Consider the following 15429-nt stretch of genomic DNA (forward strand, 5'->3'; position numbering starts at 1 on the left):
TCTCTCTCCTCCATATTAGCATTTTATTTCTCCTGCTCAGCATTATAGAGAGCGATGTCGCCTCTTTCACCTGTACGGATTCTTACGGTATCCTCTACAGGAATTACAAAGATTCGACCATCACCAATCTCGCCTGTACGGGCAGCCTCCTGGATGGCATTAATCGTTTTCTCTACGTTCTTGTCGCGCACGACAACATTCAGCAACACTCGCTCGATACTGCTGGTGTCGTACATCACGCCACGGTAGATACGAGCCTGTCTCATCTTGCCCTCTCCTCTTACGTCGTAGTAAGAGAACCACTCGATGTCGGCGGCAAGCAATGCTTCCTTTACATCCTCAAACTTAGTCTTACGGATGATTGCTTCAATCTTTTTCATGTTAATCTCTCCTATTAATTAATTTACATTTTATTTATTTTCTGGTGCAAAGGTACGACATTTTGCTTAATATTTCGCAATATCAGTTACTTTTTGATATTACATTTTTCATTTTGTTATTGTTTTGCATAGTTCTTTTTAAAATACAGAACAAAATGAAAGCAAATTACACATTATTCGTTTCATTTTGAAACAAACAATAAAAAACCGCTTGAAAGGCCCCAAAGACCCCTCAAGCGGCAAACCGGAGAACAAACTCTCAACCCTAAAACTAGGGTTACTTTATTATTTAAACTTAATCTTATACCCATATTTCCGCATATATCTGAGTTTTATAACGGAAATTTTATTTTGCCTTTATTTTGAATGTAAATTCACGATCAGCATAATGGAGACGATACTTCTCCATAGGCCTGGTCATCCAACTGTCGATGCAGCCCAAAGGATACTGGCATTTCTGGATATGCAACTGCACGAGTCCCTTATCCACCAGATCACCACTGTGTTGTCCCCATGCATGCGTCTTCTCGATACCAGAATCCAAATCCTCTACCAGATAAGGGATGGCACTGCACTCCATAGGTTCATACCCCTCGAAGGTAATCCCCTTGCCGGTGGTTGGATTAAAGATAGAGAAATAGCGGATATCGGTATGGTTACCACTCTCCTGCGGACGGATATATGGATAATATTCATCCTTCACGTCAGACTCGTACTTGCCGATAAAAGCAGAAGAATGACGATCTACGTAGTTCTCTTCAGGACCTCTACCATAATACTCGAGCTTAGAGAAAGTAGCAGGCATCTGCAACTGCAGACCGAATCTGAACAGATCGGCAACCTGAACCTCCTTGTCGGTAGTCATCTTCTGGGTAACATTCACCTCGCCCGCAGCACTGATGTCATAGCGGAGCATCAGCTGAGCTTTCACATCAGGCATATCGAAGAGAGCTGTCAGCACCACATTGTCCTTACTTACATTTTTGTCGAAAGACTTCAGAGTCATCTGCGGGTTCTTCCATACTCTCATCTCCTTCTGCAGAGATGCTCCATAGTCATTATCGGTAGGAGCACGCCAGAATTCCGGAGTCATACTCTCACGGAACTTCAACATCGGTTCACCATCTACATCGAGATAATCTATCATACCCGTCTTCTTGCCTATGGTAACAGACATTCTCTGTGCGCTGACCTTCACATAAGAGTTGGTTTCCTCCACCTCCATACCGCTTGTCTCCTGCACCTTACCCTTCTTGGTTGGCACAGCAGGAACCGCCGGTTTGGCAAACTGATAATCGCTGATGATAAACTGCTGGCGAGCCATCACCTGGCCCTTGTCTACCAGCGGCTGTGTGCCATCGCTTGCAAAAGCAAAGTTAAGAACAATCTCCTCCTTTGCATGCTTCGATTCAGCCTCAGCCACCGCATACTTCAGTTCATCACTCTTGATCAGTTTGGTAGCCTGAGGAGCAATACCCTTTGTTTCAGGAATCTCTATTGTAGCCAGTTTCACACCATTGGCATAAACCGTAGCTGTCAGGTTCAAGTCATCGATATTCTTGAAGAAGTTCTCGTTGTAAACCTTGAAAGCACCATTCACAGCATCCAGGTCCTTGATCCATACATTCTGATGATAGTACTGAATCTCGTAAGCATGAGGATTCAGACGGCGGTCTGGAGCAATGATACCATTACAGTTGAAGTTATAGTCACTTGCCGGATAGCGGCCGTAATCTCCACCATAAGTAAAGATTTCCTTACCGGTGACAGGACTCTTGTCACGAATGCCCTGATCTACGAAGTCCCAGATATAGCCACCCTGATACTTAGGATACTTACGGATGAGGTCCCAATATTCCTTGAAACCACCTTCCGAATTACCCATAGCATGAGCATATTCGCACTGGATGTATGGTTTAACACCATCACTCTTGCAATATTTCTCACTCTCCTCGTAGTCGATATACATCGGACAGTAAATATCAGTCTTGCTGTCATAACCGCCACGCTCATACTGAACAGGACGGGTCTTGTCGAGCGCTTTCACCCAGTCATAGGTCTTTTCGAAGTTGATGCCGTAACCACACTCATTACCCAAACTCCATACGATGATAGAAGGATGATTGATAAAACTTTTCACATTACCTTCATTGCGCTCGATGTGAGTCTGGAGATACTCAGGGAACTTAGCGAGTGATTTCTCCCCATATCCCATACCATGAGATTCGAGGTTAGCCTCAGCAGTAAGATACAGTCCGTATTCATCACAGAGTTCATACCAGCGGGGATCGTCAGGATAATGGCAGGTACGAACCGCATTGATGTTCAACTGTTTCATGATTCTGATATCCTGAATCATGCGCTCTACACTTACCACATATCCACCATCCGGATCTATCTCATGCCGGTTGGCACCCTTAATCAGTACAGGCTTGCCGTTCACCAGCAACTGGGCGTTCTTGATTTCCACATTGCGGAAGCCCACCTTCTGCGGAATCACCTCCGCTACCCCCTGCTTATTCTTCAGAGAGATGTATACCTTATATAAATAAGGTGTCTCAGCAGTCCAAGCCTTCACCTTCGGTACTTTGATTACACCCTGAGCTCCGGTAGCCGATGCTATTTGCTTGCCATCCTTATCACACAAGGCAACAGTCACATCAGTCTTGCCGCCCTTCAGTGCTATCTGATAGTTCAGTATACCATCCCGATAATTATTCATCAAACCGGCATCAAGACGGATATCGGCAGCATGAAGTTTCGGACGTGCATAGAGATAAACCTCACGGGCTATACCAGTAAAGCGCCAGAAGTCCTGATCCTCGAAATAAGAACCGTCGCACCAGCGCATCACCTGCATAGCTATCAGGTTCTTGCCCGGCTTCAGATACTTGGAGATATTAAACTCGGCAGCCACCTTGCTGTCTTCACTATATCCCACATACTTGCCGTTTACCCAAAGGGTCAGGTTGCTGGTAGCCGAACCTACATGGAAATAGACATCCTTGCCCTTCCAGTCCTTAGGAAGTTCGAAGGTACGACGATAAGAACCCGTATAGTTATTGAGTTCGCTGATATAAGGAGGATTTGGGTCAAACTGGGTAGCCCAGGCATAACCGACATTCTTATAAGTAGCATCTCCATAACCGTTCAGTTCGAACAGTCCCGGTACAGGGAAATCCTTCCACTCCGAATCGTCATAGTTGGCTGCAAAGAAGTTGGTTGGACGCTTGTTATGATCCTTCACGAAGTTAAACTTCCACATGCCTTCCATCGAAAGATAGTTGGCCGACTTTTTCTTGTCAAAACTCTGTGCTTTGTCAAGGGTCTCGTATGCGAAGAAAGCAGCACGGCGAGGTTCGCGGTTCTGCTGGTTGATATCCACATTATGCCAGCGCGACTCATTCTGAGCCGCCATGCCATTGCCGACAGACAGCAAGGCGAGGCAAAGCGATACATTTGCTATATTTCTGATGCTCATATCTGTTTATTATTTTCTGAAAAACATAGAGTTATCTACTGGTGTAAACTTCTGTTCGCTGTCCTTGCGCATTTCAATGCCGAGACTGCTCCACCATGAAGGCCAGCCGCCAACGATATTGCTGAGGAAAACCACCTTGAAAGGATGCAATCCCTTAGCCAATGCTACAGAAGTATCATGATTGGTACCAGCCTTCACATCCCCCTCGTTGCTGATCATGAGTTTGTTATCAATCCAAACCTGCTCCAGACGGGAAGAGAGATAATAGACACCATCCTCCGGAATATTGATGTAGCCCTCAGCGATGGCAGCATAATTATTGGCACCGCGCAAGGTAGCAGCATCATCCTTCTGCTGAATCTTCATCTGCTCCAAGCCCTCGATGTTTGCACACTCCCAGGCAGCATCAGCCCATTCCAGCTGGTCAACCTTCAGATAGTTGCCCTTAATGCGCTTCATCTGCAACCCAGGTTTTGCGTCCTCCACCTTAACAGCAGGAGCATAAGTCTGCTTCTCAACATCAACGGTTCTGATACGGCTCATCTTGCCTGAAGGCAATATGGTTGCTATCTTGATGATGGTGTTTCCACTCACCCTGATAGGCTCTGCATAAGCCGAAGAAGAAGGAGTTGGTGTACTTCCATCCAATGTATAAACCATCTTCATAGGACGCGAGGTGGTAAAGGTTACCGCAGTATCCCCAGTAATGACCACCTTATCGCAAGAACCGAAAGGCTGCTCAGGCAATGGGATATGATAACGGATATGGCGCTCGTCCAGACGAACACAGTTTGCATCCAGTCGGCGGCAGAAATCCTTGAAGTTTTTCCTGCTCACTGGCGACCATGCAATCTCAGAGAGAGCAATGGCACGAGGATACATCATATACTCCATCTTGGCATTGGAATACATATATTCCGACCAGTTGTTACACTGAACGCCCAGGATATGATGAGCCAGTCCCAACGCCTTGATGGTATCAGGTACCGGATTATAATTATAGGTAGAAGCCAGATATCTAGGAGGACTAGGAATGGTTACAGGCTCCACCTTGCTGTCGCCCTGATACCAGTCGAGATACATACCGTCGCTGCCCGGCGTCATGATGACATCATGCTTCTGCATGGCAGCCTCGATACCTCCTTCCGTTCCACGCCATGACATCACGGTAGCATTCTCACTCAATCCGCCTTCCAGAATCTCGTCCCATCCGATAATCTTTCTGCCACGCTTCTCCAGCATCTTCTCTATGCGCTTGATAACGTAGCTCTGCAGTCTTTCCTCTGCCGAATGCTTTCCTTCAGCCTGCAAGCCCTCTGTCTGAATACGCTTCTGACAGGTAGGGCAGTTTTTCCAACTGGTCTTCGGACACTCGTCGCCACCGATATGGAAGTACTTACCAGGGAAGAGAGGAACGATCTCACTAAAGATGTCATCCAGGAAGCGGAACATATCTTCCTTGCCCGGACACATCACGATATCCTCTACACCCCAAACAGTTCTCAACGACCACTGCTCACCTTTGCATGAAAGATAAGGATAAGCAGAGATAGCTGCCATCATGTGACCAGGAAGGTCGATTTCCGGAATCACGGTAATATAGCGTTTGGCAGCATAATCCACAATTTCCTTAATCTGCTCCTGGGTATAGAAACCGCCATAAAGAGAGCCATCGCCCTCGGTACGGATACTGCCCACAGAAGTAAGTTTAGGATATTTCTTGATTTCGATACGCCAGCCCTGGTCTTCCGTCAGATGGAAGTGCATGGTATTCACCTTGAACATAGACATCAGGTCCAGTTGCTTCTTCACATTCTCGACAGAAATGAAATGGCGGCATGGATCGAGATGGAATCCACGGTAGCCGAAGCGTGGAGCATCCTGGATATCACAGCATTGTGCTACCCATTTCACTCCATCCACCCGGGTTGCGCTCTCTATCTGGGCAGGGAGTAACTGCATGAAACTCTGCATACCGTAGAAGGCGCCCTTGGCGGTCTTCGCCTTGATAACAACCCCCTTGGCGGTTACGGTAAGGCGATAACCTTCCTCGGCAATTTTCAGCGAAGGAGAAATCTGTATAGAGATATTCCCCTTCTTTCCACCTACCGTTACCTCATAACCTGTAGAAGCCTTCAGTTTGTCTGCCATGTACTGGGCGATATTTCTGCCTTCAGCCGTCTGGTAAGCGATTACCACCTTCTGTGGCAATACGAACTCACCTTTCTGTACCTGAGTCTTCACCGGTATCGGGATAATATTAATATCAGCAGCAGATGCCGGAGTGGAGATACCACCCAGCATCGCTGCACAGGCTACAAACGAGCCTAATAAACGATTGAACTTTGCCATGATTTAAATATATTAATAAGGTATTACAATGGTTTGTACTCCACGAAAGCCTCCATGGCCTCATAGCATGCCAGACCCAACTGGTCGTAGAGCGATGCAGTAGCACGGTTACGGTCTTCGGCTCTCTGCCAGAACAGGCGCTCGTCGTTGCCCAAGAAAGGAGCACTCTCCATCTGCGACTGATGCTTGAGAATAGAGTTACGTTTTGCCCGCAACTCCTCAGGGCTCAATGGTACACACATTTCGATATTCTCAATCTCCCATTCTGCCCAGGCACCACGATACATCCAGATGCGACAGTCCTTCAACCATTCTGCACCCGCTTTCTTCTCTTCGTCGATAGCTGCCAGAACGGCATCGGTACACTTCTTGTGGGTTCCGTGAGGGTCAGCAAGATCGCCGGCTACATAAATCTGATGCGGCTGCACCTTCTGCAACAGAGCTCTCACTATCTCTACATCCTTCTCGGTCATTGGCAACTTTTCTATCTTGCCGCTCTCATAGAATGGCAGGTCGAGGAAGTGGACATGGTCAAGCGGAATTTCATTATAAGTACAAGCGGTACGAGCCTCACCACGGCGGATCAGTCCCTTGATGGTCAGGATATCTCTCGTATCGAAGTCACTCTCCTTTTTCTTGGCAAAGAAGGTCTTGATTTCCTTATATTTATTAGAGATGATACTGTCTTTTGAGTCTGCAAAAAGCTGGTTGAAACCATTGATAAAGTGCATGAATCTTGTTACTTCCTCATCACCCACAGCAATGTTTCCTGATGTTTCGTAAGCTACATGCACATCGTGGTTCTGCTGTACCAGTCGACGGATAGTTCCTCCCATAGAGATAACATCATCGTCTGGGTGTGGAGAGAATACGATAACCTTCTTAGGGAATGGAGTTGCACGCTCTGGGCGATAGGTATCATCGGCATTCGGCTTACCACCTGGCCATCCGGTAATGGTATGCTGCAAATCATTGAAAATCTTGATATTGGCATTATAGGCAGAGCCATAGAGAGCCAGAAGTTCACTCAGTCCGTTCTCATTATAATCCTTATTGGTCAACTTCAGGATAGGCTTACCGAGTTTCTGACAGAGCCATACCAGTGCCGAACGCACCAGTTTATCACTCCACTGGCATGAAGTTACGAGCCATGGATGCTCGATACGCGTCAGATGGTGAGCTGCACCCAGGTCGATGACAACATGAGCATTCGGATGAGTCTGAAGGAATGATGCCGGCAGGGTATCTGTGATAGAGTTCTCCACCACCTTCTGCATAATCTCTGCCTTCTCTTCGCCCCAGGCTGTCAGATAGATGCTCTTGGCTGAGAGCAAGGTAGCGATACCCATGGTGAGCGAACATGGAGGAATGGTTTCCTTGGTCTGTTCACTGTTCTCCATCTCTTCGCGAGAGGTATTGCCGATGAGGATGATACGTGTCATCGACTGGATGCCCGAACCTGGCTCGTTGGCAGCAATATTACCCGAACGGCCTATACCTATGAGAGCTACATCGAGACCGCCAAAGGTCTCGATACGCTGCTCATAAAGACGGCAACTGTCCTGTACGGCATCCTGTGCCACAAAACCATCCAGTGTAAAGATGTTCTGCTCAGTCACATCCACATGATTGAGGAAACGATCCTTCAACTGGTTGATGGTACGGAGAGAACTGTCCTTCTGGAGCGGATAATATTCGTATGCATTGAATACAACAACATTGCGGAAGCTCAGGGTCTTCTCGTTGTAACGGCGAACGAGTTCATCGTATACAGAATAGAGAGAAGAACCGGCACCCAGCGCCATCACATAGAATTTGCCTTCCTGCTGTGCCGCCTTGATGCCAGCTTCTATTTTATCAGCTACATGACTGGCACCTTCTGCCATAGAGGCAAAGATATCTGTATGAATCTTCTCCATTCTGGAGATTTCAGAGTATTCTACAGTCGTCTTTGGTTTGTAGAACTCTACAGGTACTTTATTGAGTACGATTTGCGAACTAAGATTGAGTCTCATATCTTTATCTATATTTAAATAGGTTATATTTTCTTTTTTTAAAATGACGGATTAGAGTTCAGATGCCATTGCTGCAGCACCCAGGATGGCAGCCTTGGCACCATCCAGTCCGCTCATCAGAAACTTAGCCTTACCTTTATATAATGAGAGCACATGCTCGTTATATGCTTCTTCAATAGGACGGAAGAGCAGATCGCCAGCCTGTGCCAATCCTCCGAAGAAGATAAAAGCCTCCGGGCTCAGAAAGGTAGCTATCTCTGCACAGGCCTTGCCGATTCTTGTACCAGTTTGTCTGAACACTTCCCGTGCCAGTGTATCTCCTGCCATGGCTGCCTTATAAACTGCATAAGATGTAATTTCTTCCCTTGGAATATTTCTCAGCTCAGTTGCCCCAGTTGATGCTTCGAGCATGGCCAAGGTAGTACGGACCACGCCTGTAGCCGAACAGTAGGTTTCCAGACAGCCCTTTCTGCCACAGCCGCATGGTCTACCGTCAGGATCCACTACCATGTGTCCCAACTCACCGGCAAAACCGTCGCAACCATAAATCAGCTGTCCGTTAGCCACTATACCCGATCCTACGCCTGTTCCGAGAGTGAGTTCTACGAAGTTTTTCATGCCAACCGCAGCACCATATTTCATTTCTCCCATAGCAGCCGCATTTGCATCATTGGTAATAGCAACCGGAATGCCCAGTTTCTCTGCAAACATGTCAGCCAGCGGTACAATACCCTTAGCCCATACCAGGTTTGCTGCATTTTCAATGGTCCCCTTGTAATAGTTACCACAAGGCGCACCGATGCCCATGGCACGAATTTTCTCTATACCACCTACCTGTTCTACTATCTGCATCACAGCTTTTACCGACTCCTCTACGTATTGTTCTACGCGTTGGAATGTCTGGGTCTTGATTGAGGTTGTAGCTATTATTTCTCCGTCCCCATCAACGATGCCGAAAACGGAATTGGTTCCACCCAAATCCAAGCCAATCACTAAAGACTTTACATCGTATTCCATACTTCTTTTAATTAATAGGTTAAAATCGAAAAATAACGAGGAGCGATACAAACTTTTATTTATTAAATTCTTTATTAACGCTCAGTTCGTTACTAAAATATTTTATTTTGCAAAGTTACTAGTTTTATAAAACACTGCAATGAAAATAGCGTTAATATTTCTAAAACAGAAACATTTTTTATACTTTGAGCCTTCTTATGGCCGAAATACCTGCACTTCGCTCGCTTCTGATGCCGATTAAGTGTAACCCCCTTTTGTGCACTTACGTATCCAACCTCTATATATATAATAAGGTATAGGATGAAACAGAATGTTCGAAAACGACGAAAAGTATACTATTTTTCGCCATTTAAGTTTTATTAACAGCAAAAATATTGCACCAATACAGAAAAACCTTATCTTTGAAACTAAAAAATATTAGTTATGAAAGCTGACTTAATAAAATATCTTAGAAAGATAAACAAAAAGCCCTCAGTTCAGGGCAAGCTCCTGGAGCAGTTTATCTCTCACGGAGCCTCCACCATCCCAGAGATGTCGAAGGCTATCGGAGTTAGCTTACCGACAACAACAAGTGCCCTCAACGAGTTGATAAAAGAAGGACTCGCCAGAGAGATTGGAAAGAAAGACAATTCTTCGGGACGCATCCCGATGGTTTACGACCTCGTTCCAACAGCAGGCTACTTCATCGGCGTCAATCCTGAGATGAACTGCCTGGCACTTGCAGCAAGCGACTTCGCAGGCAATCTGATTACCGAAAAAACAAGAGTGCCTTACGTATATGAGAACTCTCCTGAAAACCTGGAAGAAATAAGCAGAATCATCAATGAGTTTATCGAAAGCCTTCCTGTTTCAAGAGAAGAAATACTTCAAGTTTGCGTGAACGTGGCTGAGCGCGTGAATCCTGTACAGGGAAATGCCTACAACATGTTCACCTTCCTGAAAGAATCATTGGCCGACAAGCTGACCCAGCTCATACTGCTACCGGTATGTATCGAGAACGATACCCGGAGCATGGCTTTCGCTGAGTTGATTAAGGGACAGTGCAAAGGCCTGAAAGACGCCATCTTCGTGAACGTATGCTGGGGCATCGGAATCGGAATCATCATCGACGGCAAACTCTATTACGGCAAGTCGGGATATTCTGGCGAATTCGGTCACATGACTGCCTACAACAACAACATCATCTGCCACTGCGGCAAGATTGGTTGCATAGAAACAGAAGTTTCGGGCAGAGCACTCAAAAGGAAACTCATCGAGAAGATAAAGGAAGGAAAGACTTCCATCCTCTCTGAAAGAGTTCTGAAAAAGAATGAAGACCTATCACTCCAGGATATCCTGGACGCCATAGCAAAGGAAGATGTACTGAGCCTTGCCACACTGCAACGCATAGCAGATGAACTTGGCAAACAACTGGCAGGAGTCATCAACATCTTCAACCCAGAAATGCTGGTCATCGGAGGAGAAATGTCGGTTACAGGCGACTACCTCACGCTACCGGTAAAGATGGGTATCAAGAAATTCTCTCTCAACATCATGAATGAGGATTCTATGATCGTTACCTCAAGCCTGAAAGGTCTTGCAGGAATCACGGGAGCCTGCCTGATGGCAAGATACCGGCTTCTGAATGAGAACATCGACAAATAAGGAATTTAAACAACCAATACAAAACCTATTTTAAGTATGAAGAAGTCTCTTCTTTTTGCACTATGCCTGGGGCTGGCAACCATAACAGCTGCCGCCCAGCGCAACTACAGCCAGGTAGACCCCATCCAACCTGTGCCAACCGCCAAGCAGGTGGCATGGCAGAAACTGGAAACCTATGCTTTTATCCATTTCGGCCTCAATACCTTCAATGATAAGGAATGGGGATACGGAAATTCGGATGTAAAAACCTTCAATCCTAAGAAACTGGATTGCGAACAATGGGCAAGAACCCTGGTTGCTGCGGGCATGAAAGGAGTCATCATTACAGCCAAACATCACGACGGCTTCTGCCTCTGGCCTACACGCACCACAGATTACTGCATCCGCAACACACCTTATAAGAATGGTGAAGGTGATGTGGTAGGAGAACTCTCCCAAGCATGTAAGAAATACGGTTTGAAATTCGGAGTTTACCTCTCGCCTTGGGACAGACACCAGGCAAGCTACGGTTCTCCCTACTACCTGAAGCTCTACCAGCGCCAGCTCAAGGAACTTCTGAGCAACTACGGCGAACTTTTCGAAGTATGGTTTGACGGAGCCAACGGAGGAGACGGCTGGTACGGAGGTGCCGAAGAAAGCAGAACCATCGACAGAAGGAACTACTACAATTTTCCTAGGATTTTCGAAATTGTTGACAGTTTACAACCCAATGCCATTCTTTTCGGTGATGGCGGACCGGGATGCCGATGGGTAGGAAATGAAAATGGATTTGCAGGCGAAACCTGCTGGTCTACAATACCATCCAACACCGTCTATCCAGGCTTCAAGGACTACAAACAGTTGCAGTTTGGATGGGAAGACGGCGACCAGTGGACACCAGCTGAGTGCGATGTTTCTATCCGCCCGGGATGGTTCTACCATGAGAAAGAAGACAGTAAGGTAAAAACCGTTGAAGACCTGTGCGATCTCTACTACAAGAGTGTAGGACACAACGCTACCATGTTACTCAACTTCCCGGTAGACAAGGATGGACTCATCCACCCTATCGACTCTGCAAATGCAGTAAACTTCCAAAGGAAAATCCGACAAGAATTATCTGTCAATCTACTGAAAGGCATCACACCTAAAGTAGACAGCCAGCAAGGCAAGCACATTGGCAAGAATATCACAGACGGCCAGTATGACACCTTCTGGGCTTCTAAAAAGAAAAAAGATGCCTATATCGAGTTTCAACTCGGAAAGCCAAAATCTATCACACGCCTCATGCTCCAGGAATACATACCTCTGGGGCAGCGCGTAAAAGCCTTCTCAATCTATTACCAACAAGGCAAAAACTGGGTAAGGCTCGACCCTAAGGAAGAGACTACCACTATCGGCTACAAGCGAATACTTCGCTTCGATAAGATTACTACAAGTGGCATCCGCATCGTAATCGACGATGCAAAGGGATGCCCTTGTATAAACTCCGTTTCAGCATTCTAATAACTAGAAAGAAGTACGAAAAATTTTATAACTAACAATAAATAATAGCCCTATGAACAAAAGAGCAAATTTGTATTTTGCAGCGCTTTTAGGTGCGATGTCACCTCTTTGCACTGTTTCTGCATTGGCTGCTCAAAGCAATTCTACCATTGCTACAGCTACCCAGCAGCAAAACTCATGTACAGGTACTGTTAAAGACGCTACCGGAGAACCTATCATCGGCGCTACCATCAGAATCGAAGGTAAGACCGGTGGAACCGTAACTGACCTGGATGGTAACTTCACCCTCAGCAACATCGAAAAGGGTGCCAAACTTACCATCACTTATGTGGGTTACAAATCACAGACCCTCACATGGAGCGGTAGTCCGCTCAACATCACTTTGCAGGATGATGCCAACATGCTTGAAGAGACCGTAGTCATCGGTTACGGTACAGTAAAGAAGGCTGACTTGGCAGGTTCTGTGGCAGTTTTGGACAGCAAGAATTTCAAGGACCAGCCTGTTGCACGTGTAGAGGATGCCCTCAACGGACGCATGTCTGGTGTGCAGGTAATGTCAAGCGGTGTTCCTGGTGGAGCCATGAAGATTCGTGTACGTGGTACCAGTTCCGTAAACAAGAGCAACGACCCTCTCTACGTAGTAGACGGTATCGTTCGCGAGACAGGTCTTGAGGGTATCAGCCCTGAAGACATCCAAAGCATCCAGGTATTGAAGGACGCATCTTCTACCGCCATCTATGGTGCCCGCGGTGCCAATGGTGTTGTTATGGTACAGACCAAGAGCGGTTCTGCCGGTGCTACCCAGGTAACATTCGATGCAAGTTTCGGTATCTCTAATGCTTACCACATTCCTGAGGTAATGGGAACCAAAGAATATGCACAGGCTTTGATTGACTACAAGGGTGTAGCCAAGAGTGCCATGCAAGGTTATCTTGACGGAACCAAACCAGGTATCGACTGGATGGACGAGTTGCTCCAGACTGGAATCACCCAGAACTATAAGGTAGCAGTTTCTCAGGGCAATGAGAAGACTCAGACCTACTTCTCTGCCAACTATATGGACCAGAAGGGTGTTATCACAGATACAAAATCAAGACGTTACGCTATCAAGGCTAACATGCACAATAAGATTTTCGACTGGTTAGAGATGACCACCGATATCAACCTTGCTCAGACCGACAACTCTGGTGCAGGTTTTGCGCAGAACCAGTCTAACCCTATCTGGGTAGGATTGAACTACTCTCCAACGATGGAAATGATGGCACCTAACGGCAACTACAATGTGGACCCTTACAACAATATTCAGAACAATCCTTACGGTATTCTCCATGATGGCGACAACGACCGCAAGCGTACCATGGTAACCGGTCACATTGACTTGAAGTTCAACCTTCTCAAGGGCTTGACATTCACTACCACCAACGGTATCGACTATAATGATTATAAGTGGTACAACTTCACTTCAACCAGAGTAAATGTTTCAGGTAACTCCATGACAAATGGCGATGCTACAGTAACCGCTTTGCAGTCTACCAACAATTTGACTTACATGGGCAAGTGGGGCGAGCACGCATTGACAGCTACCGGTGTATGGGAAGTTTCTTCTAACGAGGTTCGCAAAATGCAAATGACCGGTACCGGTATTGCCCACGAGCAGTTAGGTTACTGGAATATCCAGGATGCAGCTTCCAAGAATCCGACTAATGGTTACAGCAAGTGGACCATGCTCTCTGGCGTTGCCCGCGTCATGTACAACTATGCCGACCGCTACATGCTGACCGGTACATTCCGTGCCGATGGTTCCAGCCGTTTCACCAACAAGAAGTGGGGTTACTTCCCATCTATCGCAGGTGCTTGGACTGTTTCTAACGAAAAGTTCTGGGAGCCTATCAGAAATGCAGTAGAATACATGAAGATCCGTGCCAGCTATGGTATCATCGGTAATCAGGACATCGCTCCTTATTCTACTCTTGGAACTTTGGAATCAACAGGTTTCTCATACGGAACAAACCAGTCTTATACAGGTTACTGGGCAAATAGTTTTGCTACACCAGACCTGACCTGGGAGAAGGTTCACCAGTTTGACCTCGGTGTTGACCTCGGTTTCTTCGGTAACCGTTTGAGCATCAGTTTCGACTACTTCAACAAGACCACCAAGGATGCTCTTTTGCAGACGGCAGCTCCTGGCTACCTGGGCGGAACCAGATATTGGGTAAATGCCGGTGAGGTAAACAACAAGGGTGTTGACGTAACCATCAATGGTCAGATTATCCAGACCAAGGATTGGTCATGGTCATCTACCTTGAATGCCAGCTACATCAAGAACAAGGTAACCAAGATGACAGCCGATGAGCCTATCATTTATGGTGAGAAGCCAGCTCCTGGTACTGTTGACCCATGTACTATCATCAAGGAAGGTGAAGCTATCGGTACATTCTACGGATTCAAGTGGGCTGGAGTAGAAAAGAACGACAAGGGACAGTATGTAGACATGTACTATGCAGCAGACGGAACCAAGACTGCTTCTCCAAATGCAGGTACAGACCGTTTCGTATTGGGTCGCTCAAATCCTGATGTCACATTAGGCTGGAACAACACCATTACCTATAAGAACTGGGACTTCAACATGTTCTGCAATGCAGCCTTCGGTGCAAAACGTTTGAATATCGTACGTTTCGCAATGAATGCAGAGGTTGGTGCTTCAAGATTCGTTACAGACAAGGATCACTTCAGTAATATAGGTGTAACAATGCCTACCATCGGTGCAGAGAACAAGAACTATGGTAATTCAGACAAGTGGCTCGAGAATGCCGACTACTTCCGTTGTGAGAATATCAGCGTAGCTTATACATTCCCACGCAGCGTAACCAAGTTGGCAGACATCCGTCTTTCACTCTCAGCTCAGAACCTCTTCACCATCACAGGTTATAAGGGTATTGACCCAGCAGGTGCTTCTTTCAGTGATGCCAACGTAGACCGTGATAATGGTTTGGATATGGGTGCTTATCCTAATCCTCGTACCATCACAATGGGTGTTCGTGTAACCTTCTAAATTCAA

At 46.4% G+C, this 15429-nt stretch carries 7 protein-coding genes and 1 pseudogene; 3 read left to right on the forward strand and 5 right to left on the reverse strand.

Annotated elements, in window-relative coordinates; translation table 11 throughout:
* Nucleotides 1–23: 23 nt before the first annotated feature.
* The 5 genes from ONT19_RS09225 to ONT19_RS09245 form a co-directional block, all read right to left on the reverse strand.
* Complete coding sequence (locus ONT19_RS09225; RefSeq protein ID WP_006848366.1) at nt 24–380, reverse strand: P-II family nitrogen regulator; 357 nt, start codon at nt 378–380, stop codon at nt 24–26.
* A 346-nt stretch (nt 381–726) separates the two neighbouring features.
* Nucleotides 727–3861 carry a glycoside hydrolase family 2 TIM barrel-domain containing protein gene (locus ONT19_RS09230; RefSeq protein ID WP_264952645.1) on the reverse strand — a complete coding sequence of 1045 codons (3135 nt, stop codon included), beginning with the start codon at nt 3859–3861 and terminating at the stop codon, nt 727–729.
* A 9-nt stretch (nt 3862–3870) separates the two neighbouring features.
* Nucleotides 3871–6213: a family 20 glycosylhydrolase gene (locus tag ONT19_RS09235; protein ID WP_264952644.1), complete on the reverse strand. Its 2343-nt coding sequence runs from the start codon at nt 6211–6213 to the stop codon at nt 3871–3873.
* A 23-nt stretch (nt 6214–6236) separates the two neighbouring features.
* Nucleotides 6237–8228: a glucosamine-6-phosphate deaminase gene (locus ONT19_RS09240; RefSeq protein WP_264952643.1), complete on the reverse strand. Its 1992-nt coding sequence runs from the start codon at nt 8226–8228 to the stop codon at nt 6237–6239.
* A 51-nt stretch (nt 8229–8279) separates the two neighbouring features.
* The gene (locus tag ONT19_RS09245; protein WP_117728738.1) at nt 8280–9245 is read right to left on the reverse strand and encodes an ROK family protein; all 966 of its coding nucleotides are present in this window, start codon (nt 9243–9245) and stop codon (nt 8280–8282) included.
* A gap of 423 nt (nt 9246–9668) precedes the next feature.
* Here ONT19_RS09245 and ONT19_RS09250 point away from each other — a divergent pair, with 423 nt between their 5' ends.
* The 3 genes and pseudogenes from ONT19_RS09250 to ONT19_RS09260 all read left to right on the forward strand — a co-directional run bounded on the left by ONT19_RS09250 (nt 9669) and on the right by ONT19_RS09260 (nt 15423).
* On the forward strand, nt 9669–10889 hold the full coding sequence (locus tag ONT19_RS09250; RefSeq protein ID WP_264952642.1) for an ROK family protein: 1221 nt from the start codon (nt 9669–9671) through the stop codon (nt 10887–10889).
* A 36-nt stretch (nt 10890–10925) separates the two neighbouring features.
* Nucleotides 10926–12368 (forward strand): annotated as a pseudogene (locus tag ONT19_RS09255) (alpha-L-fucosidase); the annotation flags it as partial.
* Nucleotides 12369–12423: 55 nt separating this feature from the next.
* Nucleotides 12424–15423 carry a SusC/RagA family TonB-linked outer membrane protein gene (locus ONT19_RS09260; protein WP_264952641.1) on the forward strand — a complete coding sequence of 1000 codons (3000 nt, stop codon included), beginning with the start codon at nt 12424–12426 and terminating at the stop codon, nt 15421–15423.
* The last annotated feature ends 6 nt before the right edge of the window (nt 15424–15429 follow it).

Source organism: Segatella copri, from assembly GCF_026015625.1.
In the GTDB taxonomy this organism is placed as follows: domain Bacteria; phylum Bacteroidota; class Bacteroidia; order Bacteroidales; family Bacteroidaceae; genus Prevotella; species Prevotella copri_H.

Excerpts from the sequence above, each read along its gene's own strand:
- ONT19_RS09230 (WP_264952645.1), bottom strand. The coding sequence starts at position 3,861 with ATGAGCATCAGAAATATAGCAAATGTATCGCTTTGCCTCGCCTTGCTG.
- ONT19_RS09260 (WP_264952641.1), top strand. The coding sequence starts at position 12,424 with ATGAACAAAAGAGCAAATTTGTATTTTGCAGCGCTTTTAGGTGCGATG.
- ONT19_RS09245 (WP_117728738.1), bottom strand. The coding sequence starts at position 9,245 with ATGGAATACGATGTAAAGTCTTTAGTGATTGGCTTGGATTTGGGTGGA.
- ONT19_RS09240 (WP_264952643.1), bottom strand. The coding sequence starts at position 8,228 with ATGAGACTCAATCTTAGTTCGCAAATCGTACTCAATAAAGTACCTGTA.
- ONT19_RS09235 (WP_264952644.1), bottom strand. The coding sequence starts at position 6,213 with ATGGCAAAGTTCAATCGTTTATTAGGCTCGTTTGTAGCCTGTGCAGCG.
- ONT19_RS09250 (WP_264952642.1), top strand. The coding sequence starts at position 9,669 with ATGAAAGCTGACTTAATAAAATATCTTAGAAAGATAAACAAAAAGCCC.
- ONT19_RS09225 (WP_006848366.1), bottom strand. The coding sequence starts at position 380 with ATGAAAAAGATTGAAGCAATCATCCGTAAGACTAAGTTTGAGGATGTA.